Genomic DNA, 17074 nt, shown 5'->3' on the forward strand with positions numbered 1-17074 from the left:
CCTCACGCTGTCAGATTCAAAGGCGGCAGTTCGATGTGTCCCCCTGATGGGGCTGGCAGCTCGCGCCGTCCGAAACGAGCGTAGAGCGTCGGCAGCACGAACAAGGTGAGCAAGGTTGCGGATATCAGGCCACCAATGACGACGGTCGCCAGCGGCTTTTGCACCTCGGCTCCAGCACCATGACCAAGTGCCATCGGCACGAAGCCAAGCGACGCAACGAGAGCCGTCATCGCAACCGGCCGGAGCCGCGCCAGAGCGCCTTGATGCGCCGCTACCGCACGATCCATGCCTTGCCGCATCAGATCATGGATGGACGACACCATGACCAGCCCATTGAGGACCGCGACGCCCGATAGCGCGATGAAGCCAACTGCCGCTGAAATGGAGAACGGCATGCCTCTTAGCACCAGCGCCAGGATGCCTCCGACCAGCGCCAGCGGAACGCCAGTAAACACGATCAACGCATCCCTGACGGAGCCTAGCGCGCCGTAAAGCAGGAACATGATGACCACGAAGCATATCGGCACCACAACGCTGAGCCGATCGCGGGCAGATGCCAGATTCTCGAACTGACCGCCCCATTCGAGATACGTGCCGGGCGGCAACTTCACCTGAGCGTCGATGGCTGACCGGGCATCAGCCACGACGCCGGCCACGTCTCGATCGCGCACGTTGGCCTGCACCACGACACGCCGCTTGCCGTTCTCGCGACTGATCTGGTTGGGACCATCGACCACGGCGATATCCGCCACAGTCGATAGCGGTACGAAGCCGCCACTGCCGGTCGGCACCGGCACCTGAGCAACCGTCGTCAGATCGGAGCGCGAGCTTTCCGCCATCCGGATCACGACCGGGAAGCGACGATCGCCTTCAAAGATGACGCCAGCTTGTCGGCCGCCAATGGCTGCTGCAACCGTGTCCTGCACATCACCCGCCGTCACCCCGACGCGGGACATGGCAGTGCGGTTCGGCCGGATATCGAGCATCGGCAAGCCTTCGGTTTGCTCAACCCGCACGTCTGCTGCACCCCGCGTCTTTCGCAGAATGCCGGCGATCCGATCTGCGGTCGCGTTCATCTCGCCAAAGTCGTCGCCGAATACCTTGATCGCGATATCGCCGCGTACGCCCGCGATCAGCTCGTTAAACCGCATCTGGATCGGCTGGGTGATCTCATAGGCGTTGCCCGGCAGAGTAGAGAGGCGCTTTTCCAGCCGGTCCACGAGCTCTTCCTTGGACAGGCCGGGGTCGGGCCACTCCTTCTTCGGCTTCAGGATGACGAAGGTGTCGGTCGCGTTAGGCGGCATCGGGTCCGATGCGATTTCGGACGTGCCGGTGCGCGAGAAGGCGAAGCGGACCTCAGGGGCCTTGGCCAGTGCCTTTTCCACCTGGAATTGCATCGCCTGGCTCTGATCGACCGATGTGCCCGGGATGCGGACCGCCTGCACGAGGATGTTGCCCTCATCGAGCTGCGGCAAGAACTCCTGCCCCAATGTCATGAAAGCGGCCCCGGCGAGTGCCAGCGCACCGATCGCGACGCCGATGGTCAGGGTGGGGCGGCGCATTGCCGCATCGAGTCCCGGCTCATAGCGCTGCCGGAGGAACGTGACGACGCGGCTTTCCTTTTCCTCGACCCGCTTGCTGAGCCAGATCGCAATCGCTGCCGGTATGAAGGTCAGCGACAGGATGAAGGCGAACACCAGGGCGATGATGACCGTCAGTGCCATCGGCTCGAACATCTTGCCTTCGACGCCCGTGAAGGTGAGCAACGGCGCATAGACAAGGATGATGATAGCCTGCCCGTACACTGATGGGCGGATCATCTCGCGTGCCGATGCCGCGACAATCCCGAGACGTTGCTCGATCGTCAGCACGTCATCGCGACCATGCTGCGCCTCGCCCAAACGCCGTAATGCGTTCTCCACGATAATGACCGCGCCATCCACGATCAGACCAAAGTCGAGCGCACCAAGGCTCATCAGATTGGCCGAAACGCCCGCTTCCAACATGCCGATGCTGGTCAGCAGCATCGTGATTGGAATGACACAGGCCGCGATCAGCGCCGCGCGGAAATTGCCAAGCAGCGCAAACAGGACGACGATCACCAGCACCGCACCTTCGGCAAGGTTGCGGGCAACCGTCGAAATCGTGGAGTTCACAAGCTCGGTCCGGTTCATCACCGGCTTCACAACCACATCGACCGGCAACGAGCGGCCGATCTGCGTCAGCCGTTCGGCAACGCCAGTCGATACCGTGCGGCTATTTTCCCCGATCCGCATGACCGCGGTCCCAACGACAACCTCATGGCCGTTTTCCGACGCCGATCCCATGCGCAGCCCTTGTCCGGTGCGAACGGCCGCAATCTGGTTGAGCAGGATCGGAACGCTCTCGCGGGTGGCAACGACGGTACGGGCCAGCTCGTCGGCGTTGCGGACACGCCCATCCGATCGAACCGCCAGCCCTTCGCCGTTGCGGTTGACCACGCCCGCGCCCGCGCTGGTATTGCTGCGCTGAAGGGCGGTGGTGAGATCCTGAAGCGTCAGCCGCATCGCTGCCATGCGCTGTACGTCCGGAACGACGAGATATTCCTTGGTGTAGCCACCAAGGGAGTCGACGCCGGCAAGCCCGGCCGTGCTTTTTAGCTGCGGCGTGACGATCCAATCCTGCACAGTGCGCAGGTAGGTCGCCTTGTCGGCGTCACTGACGAGGTGATCCCCCTCGGGGGTGATATAGCTGGCATCGCGTTGCAGGCCGGGTTCGCCGTTGCGGTGATGGACCTGATCCAGCTCGCGGTATTCAACGGTCCACATGAAGATATCGCCCAGGCCCGTGGCGATCGGCCCCATCTCCGGGTTCACGCCTTCGGGGAGGTCTTCCTCGGCGGTTCTCAGGCGTTCGGCGACCTGCGCCCGCGCGAAGTAGATATCGGTCTTTTCACCGAAAACTGCTGTGATCTGGGCAAAGCCATTGCGGCTTAGCGAGCGGGTGTATTCAAGGCCGGGAATGCCCGCGAGCGCGGTTTCGACGGTGAACGCAACCTGCTTCTCGATCTGATCGGGGGACAGGGCAGGAGCGACGACGTTGATCTGCACCTGGTTGTTGGTGATGTCGGGTACGGCGTCGATTGGAAGCTGACGCAGCGCGCCAATCCCGAGCAACGCAGCCGCGATGGTGAGAAGCAGGACGAGCCAGCGCTTCTCGACGGATAGGGTGACGATGCGACCGATCATGGCTCAGTCCTCATCCCCGCCTGCGCCCTTGCCGAGTTCGGCCTTGAGCGTGAAGCTGTTGGTGGAAGCGATGCGCTCCGAGCCGGTAAGGCCTGCCGTTACGGTAACCTGTCCGCCATTGGTGCGGCCAAGTGTCACTGGAATTGCCCGGAAACCTGTCGCCGTCCGGACGAACACAAACGACTTGTCCTCGATCATCTGTACTGCGGCCGATGGTACGGCGACGGTGCGGTCCCCGGTCGCAGGAACGAGGATCGATACGTTGACCGTCTCACCGACGCGCCATGTGCTGCCGGCGTTGTCGAGGGTGGCGATCACCGGCACCAATCGGGTCGTCTCGTCCAGAATGGGGGACACGAACGTGACGCGTCCCTCCTGACGCCGCCCCGGCGCTGTCACTTCGACACGCACGCCGGGTTTCACCCGACCAGCATCCGTGGGAACGAGTGATGTGGTGACAGTGACCTTCGACAGGTTGGCGACGCGGAACAGCTCTGCATCGGCCGCGACTGCCTGCCCGAGGGTCGCCGATCGCGCGATCACTTGGCCGGCGATCGGCGAGCGGACCGCGATGCGGTTGAGCGCGCCGCCTCCGCTGCCCGTCGCTGACAACTGCTGCTGCGCCAGACGAAGGGCAATGCTGGCCTCCGTTGCGGCCGTTCGCGCCGCGACCAGATCCTGCTCCGGCGAAACGCGTTCGGCGAACAGGCGCTGTTCGCGGCGAAGGTTCGATTGGGCGAGTGCGGAACGCGCGCGCGCAGCCTCTACCTCCGCTTTCAGTGATGCCGCTTCCCGGCTTTCGATGATAGCCAGCGGGTCGCCCCGGCTGACTGACTGCCCGAGATTGCGGGTGAGGGAAACGAGCCGACCGCCTACGGAGGTGGACACAACCTGCACACCCTGAGGATCGCCCTCGATCGTTGCCGATAGCTCGATCGCTCCGGCCACGCCGCCTACTGTAGGACGCGTAACCTCTATCCCGGCATCCGCGATCTGCTGGGCGGACAGGGTAACAATATCCTTTGGGCCCTCCTTGGCTTCGCCGGCCTCGGCACCTTCCGCCTTCTCGGCTCCGGCTTTCTCACCGGCCTCGCTGCTGCCACCCCCGCCGCATCCGGCAAGGAGGATAGCCAGGGTCATAGGCGCGAGCGCCCGCATGATGGTCTTCGTCATTGATTGGTTTCCTCGGGCGAGGGCGCTGCGGCAACGAACCGTTCGAGGCGTGCCTTGGCGTCGTGATAGGTGGCGAGCGCATCGATCGCGGCGGTTCGTGTTTCGGACAGGGTACGTTCGGCATCCAACAAATCGAGCTGACCGAACTTGCCCTCCCGGTAGCCGATCCGGGCAATCCGAGCGGCTTCGCTTGCCGATGCCAATGCCGGCCCGCTGGCGTTGCGAGCGGTCGTCGCGGCATTCGCGACGTTCGCCTGTGCGCTTGCGATATCCTGCGCGGTATCCAGCTCGGCCGCGCGACGTAGCGCCTGCGCCGAATCGGTCTGCGCCCGCGCCTGCGCCACTGCCGCCTTGCCGTTGTTGAACAGCGGAAACGGGATCGACAGGCCGAACACCGCTGCCACGTCGTTCGTAGCCTCAAGCCGTCGTGCGCTGGCGCTGAGTGTCACGTCGGGAATGCGCTGCGACCTGGCAAGCCGCACCTGGGCCTCTGCCGTTTTTACGTCCGCGCGTGTCGCTGCCAATGCCAGCGTCCCGGCGGTCTCGATCGGCCGCGCTGGACCAAAGCTCTCGACACGGCCGAACCACGCCAAGTCCAACGGTCCTGTGAGGGGTTGGCCGATCCGTCGGGCAAGATTGCTTCGCGCGACCTCGGCAAGCCGCTGCGAGCGCTCCACAGCCGTCTCCGCGTTGATCCGCAATACATCGGCTCGCTGCTGTTCGAGCGGTGATGCTCGCCCCGCCTGAACGCGGACGCCGGCTGCACGCGAAGCCTCGCGGGCGATACCGGCCTGCTGACGGGCGATCACAAGCCGACGCTCCGCTGCTGTCGCCTCGATGTAGAGCTGAGTGACGGCAAGCCGTAGATCAGCCTCAGCCAACGCCGTGCCTATCCGCGCTCGATTACCAATCGCATCCGCGACGGCGATCCGTGCCGATCGTTTGCCACCCAGCTCGATCGGTAGTGCCAATCCTGCTGTTGTCTCGGCGCTGCGAAGGCCGCGATATTGACCGCTACCGGCAATGTTCTCGGTCTCGGCGACGATCGACGGGTTAGGGCGGTAGCCGGCAACCGTGCGGCCTGCCTCTGCTGCCCGGACGGCTGCTGTGGCAGCCTCAAGGCTAGGGGCGGTCGCTCCGGCAAGTGAAAGCGCCTGATCAAGGGTAAGCGGGGGACTGGTCGATGTTGGATCGGCTGACTGCGCCTGCGCGATCGACGCGCATGACGCCACGGCCAATAAGGCCGCAATAAAACGGTGCATGGGAACGGACTCTGACGAACCTTTGAGCATCCGCACGGGCTTTCCCGGCGAGATTAGGCGTTGGTCAGGCTTGGGGAGGACGTAGGGCTGGGTCCGACGCTACCGGGGCCTTGGGCGCATTGCGCCACACCGACGCATTCATACGAACGCTGCTGGCTGGTCCGGTTGAATCGGACGCGAACGGCACGCCGACATGATGGCCGTGGCAACCGCCATGATGGTGAGGATACGCCTTGTCGGCGTCTGCCGGCACTTGGTCAGCGTCGCCGTCGCAATGATCGAGGGAGCTGACCGCTGTGGTATCAATGCACGTCACGCCTTCGGTCGCATGCGCGACTGATCCAAGCCCGAGCATAAGCACGAGCATGAAACTGAGGAACAGGGCGGAAAGGCGGTGCATCGGCCCGCGTCTTAGCAGCTTACCGACTGCCATGTAACGACTGCTGGTAAGTAGCGGGGACGGGTGAGGGCTCGCTACGCATTTCGGCGCGTGCCTGCCGCATGATCTGAACACCGCCCGATATGCCCAACACAGCCATCAAGGTGGCGACGGCAAGATCAGGCCACGCGCTGTTGAGGCCGAACACCCCGCCTGCGGCTAGCACGACGGCAATGTTGCCAATCGCGTCATTGCGCGAGCAAATCCATACTGACCTCATGTTCGCGTCACCGCTTCGGAAGCGGTACAGCATGACCGCGACGACAAGGTTCGCGATCAGCGCGGCGATGCCGACCACACCCATAATGTCGGCATGGGGCGTCGCGTCGTGGAGCGCACCCCATCCCGCCGCGAACAGGACATAGACGCCTAGCAAAGCAAGCGTCGCCCCTTCAACATCGCAGCGCGTGCGCGCCAGGCTATCGCCATTCCGGCAACACCAAGACTGATTGCGTAGTTCGCGGTGTCAGCAAAAAAGTCGAGCGCGTCGGCTTGGAGCGCCTTCGATCCGCCCGTGATGCCGGCTATGATCTCGATAACGAACATGCCGGCATTGACGGCAAGCGCGATCCATAGCGCCCGGCGCCACTTTGGATCGTTGAGAGTACCCGCCTTGTCGGACGCGCAGCTTGTGCAGGCCATGTTCGCCACCTCGATAGAATCGATCTGACAGCCTATATGCACCCTCTAGTCGCTAGAGGGTCAAGCGCTGTGTCTGAGAAACTGACAATCGGAAAATTGGCTGGTGCGACTGGCACGAAGGTCGAAACGATCCGCTACTATGAGCAGATTGGCTTGCTGCCGGCACCTGCGCGATCGGCGGGGAACTATCGGACCTATGAGGGTGCGCACCTGCGCCGCCTGTCCTTCATTCGTCGTGCCCGCGATCTTGGCTTCTCGATCGACCAAGTACGCGAGTTGATGGGGCTTGCCGATCGACGAGATCAGTCCTGCATCGCTGTTGATGTCGTTGCCAATCAACACCGCGACGCGATCAGGCGTAAGATTGCCGATCTCACCGCACTGGCTGGTGAACTCGATGCGCTGATAGATTCCTGTAGCCGGAACACCGTCGCCGACTGTCGGATCATCGAAGCCCTTGCGCCTCCTGAGTAGTCCCACAGGACTTAACGGCTTCCTGTGACGGATCCTTTGCCAGGCGTCGCCAGCAATCACCATATAAGTCGAGGGTTTTGCGATGCCCGCGACACCGCTGCCGAGGATCGTGATGCTAAGACAGAAACCCTGATACTTAGATACTTACCCCTGCAGTGAGAAATCGACGGTGTTGTTTGATTGGGTGCCGTATGGTCCTCCTTGGCTGGGACTTCAGCCGGACCAAGGCAACAAATAGCCCCGAATTCTATGGATCATCTATTGATCTAAAAAGGACCGGCCTGGAAGGATGCGCTGGGGGTATACCCTAAAGGCACTGGCGTAGGCTTGGTCTTGACGGGTTGTAACTCGGCTTCCGAGTTTCGGTGCTATAGGGTCTATTCCTGGACGCGCTCGGCAATCATGAAGGTACCATGTCGTTATTCTCAGTGACCATAAGAAATGTGGCATCTAAATTGCGGGTGTGGGCAATTGGTCTAACCGGCATAGTCGGGTCGATCATATATTTCGAGGGCGAGAGCTATCAGAACGCAATAAATGAGGCGTTCCATATACCAGCGGGGCTAATAGAGCCGTCAACCGCCGAAAAGTTTATATTCGGTGTTTTAACACTGCTTTCTCACCACATCGTACATCTTATATTGTTGCTCGCGCTGTTGCCGATCGTTGTCGGGATGGCCCTTATGGCGCGACAAGTCTTTCGAGGGGCTTGGAAGAAAACGACTCCCAAATGGCGCCTTCGCCTGACGGAGTGGCGGGACCGAAATATGGCAAGGGTCAGGGGTTGGCTTGGTGAACCCGAGTTCCACTTCCTAACGATGCCCGTTACCGCAGCAATTATGGTCGGTATGGTTTTCCTGACGATGACTGCTTCATTTGCGCTTATCGACGAAGGGACAAAGGCCGGTGATGATGAAGCTAATAGACTAAAGGAGATCGCGAAGAGATGCTCTGTGGGGCGAGGTTATATCGACGAGAATCCTTCGTGTTCATCTATTAATCTAAAGACAGGTCGGCAGGTCGTTGGGCTCTTATTTAATACGAGCGGTAGCAATCTTTTCATTTCCGATGGCGTCCGCACAAGGGTAATTGATCTAGGCTCAGTAGAGTCAATAGCCGATGTTCCGGGAGTTTCCCGAAGGCCAGCAATCAATTTGAAGACCGGAAAGACGGATGTGGTCACTCACCGATAGCAATGTTCATTAACTGGGAGGGGTAGGAGGCGACGAGGGCCGAGGCCTCATCCCACGACGATCGAAGCCAGCATTCGTAATCCTCATCGTGGAGGATCACTGGCATTGCCTTAGGATGGATTGGAGCTACCAAAGCGTTTGGATCTGTCGTCAGAAAGCCATAGGCATTCCCTCGCTCTGTTGACCTCCATATGCCGGCAAAGGCAAAGACCGGACGGCTAGGCACATCGAACCAATGGAGCGGCTTTTTGCCATCTTCACCGGGTTGGAGACCATACTCGGAGAATGACGTCACCGGCACCAAACAGCGCCTCGCCGGGGAAGTAAGCATCGACTTCCAGAACGGAGAGCGAAGGTTGCGGACATTTGTTACGTACTTCGTCAGCTTGGTCTCTGGGTCGCGTTTGCTCGGAACCTGCGTCGGCACGCCCCATTCCATCCGCTGGAGCCGTCGGTCGTCACCGTCCTGCAAAATGACGGCCCCATAGAACGGGGTCTTCTTGCCGGTGGGGAAGATATCGCCCGCTGGGAATGCGTCATCGACCTCATAGGGAGGGCGAATGCCGAAGGCCGCAGCCACCTCGGCCTGCTTCGCCGTCAGCCTGTACCGATTACACATCCGCGCCTCCTGTGAGAGCCGGCGATCAATCGCCGGCGCATGATCTTTAGAGCTTGTCCTTCAGGCCCTTCGCGGCCGTGAACGACACCTTCTTCGAAGCGGCGATCGTCATGGCTTCCCCGGTCGCTGGATTGCGCCCCTGACGCTCTGGCCGATCCTTGACGGCAAATTTGCCAAACCCCGGGATCGAGACTTCCTCGCCCTTTGTCGCGGCCTCTGCGATCTGATCGAAAACCGCGGCGATCGCCTTCTTTGCGTCGGCTTCGCTCGATCCCGTCGACGTGGCGACGCCCTTGGCCAGCTCACTGATGTTCATGCTAGTCTTGCTCCTTAGAAAAAACGAGGGGATCCTTACCCATGGCGAGCGACGACACAAAGACCGTGCTGGATGAGGCGAACGCGCGGGCGGTCGCACTGATGCTCGAGAAGCTCGAGGACCACGACGTGACCGTCGTTTACGAAGCCGTCGGCGGCGTTGGGCCGATTGCCGATCTTGCCGCAGAGGCCATGAAGAAACGAAACATCGATCTCTGACAGCCAAGCAGTAAGGTTCAGCCAAACACAGGGGGTGATATGGATCCGCGGGTAGCTGCATTCTTGGACGAGCTCGGGCAGCAAGAGACCATCGAGCCGCTTCCGGTCAGAGACCGAATTGTCAGCTTGCTCGATGAAATAGACCAAGAACAAGACCGTGTAGCGCTTTTGCAAGCGTTTCACGCCGTCATGGGGCTAGCTGTCCGATCGCTGGAAGCGCAGGGCAACGATGCGACGAAGTTGAAGGACGCGATACTGACCGATCGCTACGCTTTCGCCATATCAGAAGCTACCTTGGACGGTGAAAACATCGATCCAGCTATTTTCCATCATGTCGTTACGCGAGAGATTGAAGCAGGTCGAATGGAGCCTGATAGTTTTACCGATCTCGCGAAATCCGGGGCCGCGGTCTTGGGGCCTTCCGTCAGCGCACCTGCGAAGAGGGGCTTCTTCCGACGTTTATTCGGATCGAATGCCTATGACTGATGATGTGAAACAACCCCGCATCCGTGCCCGTTTAACAAATGACACCACCGACTTTCCTCACAACGACATCGCAAATGCCGCTCTCTACATGCGCGAGAGATTGTCGAAGGCCTTCGAAGACAAAGATCGTGGCGATGGCATCTTCCTCGACATGATTGCGATGGTGACAATGGTCGCGTTTGCGCTGGAGGGGTACGTCAACTTCGTCGGCATTACACTCATTGAGCGATCAGCAACCGACAAAGGCTCGGCCGCTGCGAGTTGGAGTGACTACGAACGCAAGAGCACGAAGGACAAGGTTAAAGCCCTTCTGAAGATGACCGGCGTGGACATCGATTGGAATAAGCGACCCTACGCAACCATCGGCGAACTCAACGAGATACGAAACATGTTCGCCCATCCTAAACCGCACAAGCCAAAGGTGCGGGAGTGGGAAGCAGTCGGAACAGATGCCGAGTTTCGGAAGCAGTTGCGTGACTACCGTCCGGAATACGAAGAACGCCTCACATGGGAATTTTGTACGCGCGCCTATGACGACGTGGAGGCAATCTGGCAGCACCTCCTTGAAGCAGCAAAGATCAACCTAATCGACGCCCTGAGCGGAGGATCACAGGGGTTCGAGCTACTCGCCTGGGTGGATGAAAATGGCGGAGAGACGAAGGCGTAGGCTGCGTGAAGCCGCAGCGTATTATCGAGCCGAGTGACGCTCACGCGTGATCCGGGGATCCTCGTACAGATCCCTCAACGCGCGCACTCGAAATACATTCCACCATCGCTGCCAGCGATGCTCGGCCGCATCGTGGATCATGTGGCAACGCTGGCAAAGCGCGCGCAAGTTTCCGGGAGCACTGTTGCCCGGATCATGATCGAGGTGCGCGCAGGCTAGCACGACATAGGTCATCCGGACGCTCGCGAGCGTGAAGCCCGCCTTCATCGAGACGCGCTTGCCCTGGTCCGATCGCCAACACGACGTATCGGCGTCCCACCAACGTCCGTCGCCAAGATGCGCAACCCGTCGAAGGTGTGGCCGACGGCATTGCTCGCAGCGCCTGCCCGCACGCTCAAACCGGATCGTACCTGACAGCTGGTGCCAGTCGATCGGGTAGAGCCAGCGATTTTCAGCGCGGATCGGCATCACATTTCTATGAGTCACGCGAGAGGCCATGGAAAGCGGAATTTCTCGCTTTGTCGCTGCTTCGTATCGCGTGCGTTCCGTTTCGATACGACGAATGGAGACGATCAGCCCTTGCAATGTTGGACTTGGTAACGGAACATAAAGAGAACGAGTAGAGTCTTACCAAACGATGTCCGCCGCTCTCGATTCCTTCGCGCCCAGCATAGCGCACCTCCGGACAATCGCCACGCCGGTCACGGATTATCGCGTGCTGCCGTTCGGGATTGACGAGATCGATAGTCGGCTTGGGGCAGGGGCTGCGCGCCGGTGCTCTACACGAGGCGACAGCCCAAACCGGGGCACCGGTCGACGATGCGGCGACGACGCTCTTCCTGGCCGGGATCGCGGCACGCGAGGCGGCGATCGCCGGAGGGCCGGTGCTATGGGCGAGCTGCCGACCAGATATCTACGCCCCGGGCCTTGCTCAGGCGGGACTCACGGCCGCGAGCGTCATCTACGCGCACCCACCCGACGACGCCACACTGCTTGCAGTAATCGAAGACGCTGTGCGTGACGGCACGCCGTCGGCAATCGTCGCGGAGGCAAGCAAAGTATCAATGGTCGCCACGCGCCGCCTGCAGCTGGTGGCAGCTGAAGCGGACATGCCGGTTTTGCTGCTCCGACGTCGCCGTAACCGCGACCAGGACCCCTTTAGCGAGCCATCCGCCGCGTGGACGCGCTGGCGGATCGGCTCCGCGCCTTCGGCGCGGTTGGATGTCGCGGGTGTAGGAAGAGCGCGGTGGTCGATCGAACTCGCGCGACAGCGCGGAGGTGAGGGCTTTTCCCTGATATTGGAGGCCAGCGATGAGACGGGTTGTCTCGCTGTTCCTGCCGAACTTGGCCATCGAGCGGCTGAGACGGTTGGAACGGCCCGCTTCGCGGCCGCCTGAGCGCCCCGCCCTGCAGTTACCGGTCGACGACGATCCCGGCGCCTGTTCGGTGCCGCGGGGCGGCGGTTGGCGTCCTGGTGCCCGTTGGGCACGGACCAGCGCGCAATCGCGTGAAGAGGTGGAGGCACAGATTGCGTCTCTGCCTGTCCACGCACAGCCACCCATGCGCGAGCTCGGCCGACGGTCTGAGGCAGCGAGCCACCCCTACAAGACGGCTGCGCTGACTATGCTAAACGCGCCAGCCGCAGCGCTACCCGTCGATCACGCCCCGCTTGCGCTGATCGGCAAGATGGGTCGTCGCGAGGAGGTCGTCGCAGCCTGTATAGGCGCGCAGGCGTTGGGGATCCATGCCGGCATGGCAGCGACCCATGCTCGCGCGCTGGTGTCTGATCTCGATTTTCGTCCGGCCGAGCCCGAAGCAGACGCGGCGCTGCTCGATCGCCTCGCACTACTGGCCGTCCGGCGCTGGTCGCCGATTGCCGCGGTGACGCCGCTGGATGGCCTTTGGATCGACCTCGCCGGCTGCGATCATCTCCACGGTGGAGAGGAACGCTTCTGCCGTCGTCTCCTGGCCTTCTGCAGGCGAGCAGGCTTCACCGCTCGCGTCGCGGTCGCAGACACACCGGGCGCCGCACATGCGCTCGCACGGTTCGGGAAAGAAGAGCTGACGCGCGTCGATCCACACGGCACGGTCGAGGCAATCAGCTCGTTGCCGATCGCGGCGCTGCGCCTAACACCGACTGCGCTGTCGGCCGCTCGCAAATTCGGCTTCGAGCGTATCGCGGACCTGCTGCCGGTCGCGCGCGGTCCGCTGGCACGTAGACTTGGTCTGCCGGCGATCACGCGTCTCGATCAGGCGTTAGGCGGTATCGCCGAGCCAATCACGCCGCGAGACGACCCAGAGGTGCCGGCGGTCGAACGCCGGCTGCTCGAACCGATCAGCACGGCCGACGCGATCGAGAAGGTCATGTCGGATCTCTTGGGGGACCTTGCTGAGGTGCTGCAGGCAAGGGGACTCGGCGCTCGATCGCTGCGCCTGACGGGAATGCGCGTCGACGGCAGCGAACAGGTTGTCGCGATCGGCACATCGCGGCCGACGAGGAAGTTACGCATCTGCTGCGGCTGCTGAAGCTGCGTATCGAGCGCATCGATCCGGGCTGGGGCCTCGAGCAATTTACGATGGTAGCATCGCATACCGAGCCCCTTGATGCAGTAGATCTCGGGGCGGTCTTGGCGGGCGAAACGCTTGTGCGCGATCCCGCACGACTGGTTGACGTGATCGCGGGCCGAATAGGGATGCGATCGGTCTTCCGCATCGCCCCGGTAGAGAGTCATGTGCCGGAGCGGGCCGTCGCCCACTCCGACCCGAATGTCCTGCCGGGGAGTGGCCTGCTTGGCAACGTCCGGTGCGTCTTTTCGCGCGCCCAGAGCCGCTGCACCGAGTTATCGCGCTGATGCCCGACCAGCCACCGCGACGCTTCGAGTGGCGGGGAACGGTCTACAAGGTCGTCGCCGGCGACGGCCCCGAGCGCGTTCATGGCGAATGGTGGCGACGCGACGCGGAGATATGGGCGGTCCGTGACTATTACCGGGTCGAGGACGATGCGGGCGGCCGGTACTGGGTGTTCCGCCGCGGTGACGGGTTCGAGGGTGATACCGGCGACCTGTCGTGGTGGATGCACGGGGTCTTCGGATGACCCACTATGTCGAGCTTCAGGTGCTGACGCACTTCTCACTGCTCCGCGGCGCGTCCAGCCCCGAAGAGCTGTTCGCAGCTGCGGCCCTGCTTGGATATCCAGCGATCGGCGTCAGCGATATCGGCACTGTTGCCGGCGTCGTGCGCGCGTGGGAGGCGCAGAAAGCCACTGGCGTCCGCTCGATCGCGGGCACGCGCGTGGATCTATCCTGCGGGCGGCGCCTGCTACTTTATCCCACCGATCGTCCCGCCTGGTCGCGCATCACGCGGCTGCTCACTGTCGGCAAGAAGCGGGCAGGGAAGGGCGCGTGCCTGCTCCACTGGCACGACCTCGAGCCATGGTCCGAGGGCGTTATCGCCATCCTGCTGCCGCATGAGGCGGACGAGGAGAACCTCGCGGCACTGAAGGACCTCAAGGCGGTCTACGGGCGCCGCGGCTACATGGCGCTTTACCAGCGGCGCCGGCCGGGTGACGCGGTGCGCATCGACGCGCTCGCGCGTCAGGCAGGCGGCGCGGGCGTGCGCGCCGTCGTCACCGGCGACGTTCTCTATCACGCGCCTGAGGCGCGCCTGCTGCAGGACGTCGTCACTGCGGTGCGCGAGAAATGCACCGTCGACGAGCTCGGCTACCGCCGCGAGGTGAACGCGGACCGCGCACTGAAATCGCCCGATGAGATGGTGCGCCGCTTCCGCGCCTATCCCGACGCGCTGCAGGCGAGCGTCGACATCGCCAAGCTGTGCACCTTCGACCTCGGCGAGCTGGCCTACCAATACCCGCACGAGCGGCTGATCGAGGGGCTGACGGCGCAGGAGGCCTTGCAGAAGCTGGCGACTGAGGCGGTCGAGCGCATGTTCGACGGCGACGTGCCCGAGGCCTACACCACGCAGATCGCGCATGAGATGCGGCTGATCGGCGAGCTCGGCTATGCGCCCTACTTCCTCACCGTCTACGCGATCGTTCGCGAGGCGCGCCGGCGCGGGATCCTCTGCCAAGGTCGCGGCTCGGCCGCGAACAGCTGCGTGTGCTTCGTGCTGGGCGTCACCTCCATCGACCCGATCAAGCACGAGCTGCTGTTCGAGCGCTTCGTGTCGGGCGAGCGCCGCGAGCCGCCCGATATCGACGTCGACTTCGAGCATGAGCGCCGCGAAGAGATCATCCAGTGGATCTATGAGACCTATGGTCGCAACCACTCCGCGCTGACCGCGGTCGTCACCCGCTACCGCGCGCGCGGCGCGGTGCGCGACGTCGGCAAGGCGCTCGGTCTGCCGGAGGATCTGACCTCCTCGCTAGCGGGGCTGGTGTGGGGCTGGTCGGCCGAAGGCGTCGGCGAGAAGCAGGTCGACGAGCTCAACCTGGACATCGCCGATCGCCGCCTGCGCCTGACGCTCGACCTCGCACGTAAGCTCATCGGCGTCCCGCGCCACATGTCGCAGCACCCGGGCGGCTTTGTGCTGACACATGACCGCCTCGACGACCTGGTGCCGATCGAGCCCGCGGCGATGGAAGATCGGCAGATCATCGAGTGGGACAAGGACGACGTTGACGCACTCAAGTTCATGAAGGTCGACGTCCTCGGATTGGGGATGCTCGGCTGCATGAACCGGGCCTTCAACCTGCTCGAGCAGGACAAGGGCATCTGCGTCGGGCTGGCCGACCTGCAGGACGATGATCCCGACGTCTACGCCATGATCCAGAAGGCCGATACGCTTGGCACCTTCCAGATTGAGAGCCGCGCGCAGATGAGCATGCTGCCGCGCATGAAGCCGAGGCGCTTCTACGACCTCGTCATTCAGGTCGCGATCGTGCGGCCCGGGCCAATCCAGGGCGACATGGTCCACCCCTACCTGCGCCGGCGCGAGGGACTGGAGCGGCCCGAGTACCCGCGGCCGGAGCTGCGCGCCGTGCTCGAGAAGACGCTCGGCGTGCCGCTCTTCCAGGAGCAGGCCATGAAGGTCGCGATTGTCGGTGCCGGCTTCACCCCGGCCGAGGCGGATCAGCTGCGCCGCGCCATGGCGACGTTCAAGTTCACCGGAGGGGTCAGCCACTTCAGCGAGAAGCTGATCGGGGGCATGGTCGAGCGGGGCTACCCGCGCGAGTTCGCCGAGCGCACCTTCCGCCAGCTCGAGGGCTTCGGCTCCTACGGCTTCCCCGAGAGCCACGCCGCTAGCTTCGCCAAGATCTCCTATGCCTCGTCGTGGATGAAGCACCATCATCCGGACGTGTTCTGCGCCGCGCTGATGAACGCGCAGCCGATGGGCTTCTACGCGCCGGCGCAGATCGTTCGTGACGCGCGCGAGCACGGCGTCGAAGTGCGGCCCCCTGCGTCAACGCGAGCCGCTGGGATTGCACGCTCGAGCGAACGGGCGGCCGCTACCTGGCGGTGCGGCTCGGCCTCCGGCAGATCCGCGGTCTGTCGAACGCAGACGGCGCCAAGATCGTCTCCGCGCGCAGCACCACCGCTTACGAGAGCGTCGAGGACGTATGGCGGCGGTCCGGCGCGCAGCGCGCCGCGATCGAGAAGCTGGCAGATGGTGACGCCTTCCACAGCTTCGGCGCCGATCGCCTGCAGGGCCTCTGGAAGGTGAGGGGCTCGGCGAGGCGCCGCTGCCGCTGTTCGCCGCAGCCGACCGCGCGGCCGAGACGCAGAGCGCGGAGGGGATCGAGCCCCAGGTGCAGCTCCGCTCGCTCACCGACGGCCGCGAGGTGATCGAGGATTACCGCAACCTGCAGCTGTCGCTTCGCGCGCATCCGCTCTCATTCGTGCGCGACGAGCTGACGCGCCGCGGCGTCACCCCCTGCGCGGATCTCGCCAGCGTCCGCGACGGTCGCCACGTTGAGGTCGCCGGCATAATCCTGGTCCGCCAGAAACCCGGCTCGGCCAAGGGTGTGCTGTTCATCACGATCGAGGACGAGACCGGAATCGCCAATGGCATCCTCTGGCCCGACCGCTTCGAGGCGCAGCGCCGCACCGTGATGTCGGCCTCCATGGTCGGTCTGAAGGGGCGAGTGCAGAAGGAAGGCGAGGTGATCCACGTCATCTGCGACCGCATTGTCGACCACGGCGACCTTCTACACCGCGTCGGCGACATGTCGTTCCCGCATCGCACCGGCCGCGGCGACGCCGCCCAGCACCCCGGCTCACCCGATCGCGGCGACAAGGAGTGGAGCCCCGAGCCGCGCAACTGCTACTGGCCGCCCCACGCCGAGGGCATGGATCCTGAGGACGTCGTGCGCTTCAAGTCGCACGACTTTCACTGATCCGTG

General features: G+C 63.0%; 13 protein-coding genes and 3 pseudogenes. 9 read left to right on the plus strand and 7 right to left on the minus strand.

Translation table 11 applies throughout. The features are described 5' to 3' along the window. Positions 1-2: 2 nt before the first annotated feature. From QP166_RS04890 to QP166_RS04905, 4 genes and pseudogenes are all read right to left on the minus strand, one after another. On the minus strand, positions 3-3227 hold the full coding sequence (locus tag QP166_RS04890) for an efflux RND transporter permease subunit (protein WP_333914892.1): 3225 nt from the start codon (positions 3225-3227) through the stop codon (positions 3-5). 3 nt (positions 3228-3230) lie between these two features. Further along, entirely contained in the window at positions 3231-4400 is a 1170-nt protein-coding gene (locus QP166_RS04895; RefSeq protein ID WP_056532552.1) for an efflux RND transporter periplasmic adaptor subunit, read from the minus strand. Beyond that, positions 4397-5662 (minus strand): TolC family protein, encoded by a 1266-nt coding sequence (locus QP166_RS04900; protein ID WP_333914894.1) that lies wholly within the window; start codon positions 5660-5662, stop codon positions 4397-4399. Before QP166_RS04900 ends, QP166_RS04895 begins: the two co-directional genes overlap by 4 nt. 419 nt (positions 5663-6081) lie before the next feature. Then, positions 6082-6743 (minus strand): annotated as a pseudogene (locus QP166_RS04905) (cation transporter). Positions 6744-6812: 69 nt separating this feature from the next. Between QP166_RS04905 and QP166_RS04910 the strand changes: the two are divergent. Together QP166_RS04910 and QP166_RS04915 are read left to right on the plus strand one after the other, a co-directional pair. After that, positions 6813-7217 (plus strand): MerR family transcriptional regulator, encoded by a 405-nt coding sequence (locus QP166_RS04910; protein WP_235513447.1) that lies wholly within the window; start codon positions 6813-6815, stop codon positions 7215-7217. 413 nt (positions 7218-7630) lie between these two features. Further along, positions 7631-8410, plus strand: coding sequence for a hypothetical protein (locus QP166_RS04915; RefSeq protein ID WP_333914896.1), 780 nt, complete (start codon positions 7631-7633; stop codon positions 8408-8410). On the opposite strand, the gene QP166_RS04920 is transcribed toward QP166_RS04915, so the two are convergent. Together QP166_RS04920 and QP166_RS04925 are read right to left on the minus strand one after the other, a co-directional pair. Then, positions 8397-9029: an SOS response-associated peptidase gene (locus QP166_RS04920; RefSeq protein WP_333914898.1), complete on the minus strand. Its 633-nt coding sequence runs from the start codon at positions 9027-9029 to the stop codon at positions 8397-8399. The genes QP166_RS04915 and QP166_RS04920 overlap by 14 nt on opposite strands. A gap of 46 nt (positions 9030-9075) precedes the next feature. Then, entirely contained in the window at positions 9076-9345 is a 270-nt protein-coding gene (locus tag QP166_RS04925; protein WP_333914900.1) for an HU family DNA-binding protein, read from the minus strand. Positions 9346-9386: 41 nt separating this feature from the next. Here QP166_RS04925 and QP166_RS04930 point away from each other — a divergent pair, with 41 nt between their 5' ends. Genes QP166_RS04930 through QP166_RS04940 form a run of 3 tightly spaced genes read left to right on the plus strand, consistent with a single transcriptional unit; the run spans position 9387 to position 10716 of the window. After that, complete coding sequence (locus tag QP166_RS04930) at positions 9387-9563, plus strand: hypothetical protein (RefSeq protein WP_333914901.1); 177 nt, start codon at positions 9387-9389, stop codon at positions 9561-9563. A gap of 39 nt (positions 9564-9602) precedes the next feature. Beyond that, the gene (locus QP166_RS04935) at positions 9603-10049 is read left to right on the plus strand and encodes a hypothetical protein (RefSeq protein ID WP_333914902.1); all 447 of its coding nucleotides are present in this window, start codon (positions 9603-9605) and stop codon (positions 10047-10049) included. Next, the gene (locus QP166_RS04940; RefSeq protein ID WP_333914903.1) at positions 10042-10716 is read left to right on the plus strand and encodes a hypothetical protein; all 675 of its coding nucleotides are present in this window, start codon (positions 10042-10044) and stop codon (positions 10714-10716) included. The genes QP166_RS04935 and QP166_RS04940 overlap by 8 nt, the downstream gene beginning before the upstream one ends. A gap of 21 nt (positions 10717-10737) precedes the next feature. On the opposite strand, the gene QP166_RS04945 is transcribed toward QP166_RS04940, so the two are convergent. Further along, a complete protein-coding gene (locus QP166_RS04945; RefSeq protein ID WP_333914904.1) occupies positions 10738-11184 on the minus strand; it encodes a hypothetical protein in 447 nt (148 codons plus the stop codon). Between the two features lie 169 nt (positions 11185-11353). On the opposite strand from QP166_RS04945, the pseudogene QP166_RS04950 reads away from it, so the two are divergent. The 4 genes and pseudogenes from QP166_RS04950 (at position 11354) to QP166_RS04965 (ending at position 17068) form a co-directional block, all read left to right on the plus strand. Then, a pseudogene (locus QP166_RS04950) lies at positions 11354-12113 on the plus strand (ImuA family protein). A 163-nt stretch (positions 12114-12276) separates the two neighbouring features. Further along, positions 12277-13242 carry a Y-family DNA polymerase gene (locus tag QP166_RS04955; RefSeq protein ID WP_333914906.1) on the plus strand — a complete coding sequence of 322 codons (966 nt, stop codon included), beginning with the start codon at positions 12277-12279 and terminating at the stop codon, positions 13240-13242. Between the two features lie 325 nt (positions 13243-13567). Next, the gene (locus tag QP166_RS04960; RefSeq protein ID WP_333914907.1) at positions 13568-13810 is read left to right on the plus strand and encodes a DUF6504 family protein; all 243 of its coding nucleotides are present in this window, start codon (positions 13568-13570) and stop codon (positions 13808-13810) included. Next, positions 13807-17068: pseudogene (locus QP166_RS04965) on the plus strand (error-prone DNA polymerase). Before QP166_RS04960 ends, QP166_RS04965 begins: the two are co-directional and overlap by 4 nt. Positions 17069-17074 lie beyond the last annotated feature (6 nt).

It is taken from the genome of Sphingomonas sp. LR60 (assembly GCF_036855935.1).
Lineage (GTDB): Bacteria > Pseudomonadota > Alphaproteobacteria > Sphingomonadales > Sphingomonadaceae > Sphingomonas.

What these genes read in the sequence shown, in the direction of transcription:
- QP166_RS04920 (WP_333914898.1), bottom strand. Translation starts at nt 9,029, where the DNA reads ATGTGTAATCGGTACAGGCTGACGGCGAAGCAGGCCGAGGTGGCTGCG.
- QP166_RS04915 (WP_333914896.1), top strand. Translation starts at nt 7,631, where the DNA reads ATGTCGTTATTCTCAGTGACCATAAGAAATGTGGCATCTAAATTGCGG.
- QP166_RS04955 (WP_333914906.1), top strand. Translation starts at nt 12,277, where the DNA reads ATGCGCGAGCTCGGCCGACGGTCTGAGGCAGCGAGCCACCCCTACAAG.
- QP166_RS04930 (WP_333914901.1), top strand. Translation starts at nt 9,387, where the DNA reads ATGGCGAGCGACGACACAAAGACCGTGCTGGATGAGGCGAACGCGCGG.
- QP166_RS04960 (WP_333914907.1), top strand. Translation starts at nt 13,568, where the DNA reads ATGCCCGACCAGCCACCGCGACGCTTCGAGTGGCGGGGAACGGTCTAC.
- QP166_RS04935 (WP_333914902.1), top strand. Translation starts at nt 9,603, where the DNA reads ATGGATCCGCGGGTAGCTGCATTCTTGGACGAGCTCGGGCAGCAAGAG.
- QP166_RS04945 (WP_333914904.1), bottom strand. Translation starts at nt 11,184, where the DNA reads ATGCCGATCCGCGCTGAAAATCGCTGGCTCTACCCGATCGACTGGCAC.
- QP166_RS04925 (WP_333914900.1), bottom strand. Translation starts at nt 9,345, where the DNA reads ATGAACATCAGTGAGCTGGCCAAGGGCGTCGCCACGTCGACGGGATCG.
- QP166_RS04900 (WP_333914894.1), bottom strand. Translation starts at nt 5,662, where the DNA reads ATGCACCGTTTTATTGCGGCCTTATTGGCCGTGGCGTCATGCGCGTCG.
- QP166_RS04890 (WP_333914892.1), bottom strand. Translation starts at nt 3,227, where the DNA reads ATGATCGGTCGCATCGTCACCCTATCCGTCGAGAAGCGCTGGCTCGTC.
- QP166_RS04895 (WP_056532552.1), bottom strand. Translation starts at nt 4,400, where the DNA reads ATGACGAAGACCATCATGCGGGCGCTCGCGCCTATGACCCTGGCTATC.
- QP166_RS04940 (WP_333914903.1), top strand. Translation starts at nt 10,042, where the DNA reads ATGACTGATGATGTGAAACAACCCCGCATCCGTGCCCGTTTAACAAAT.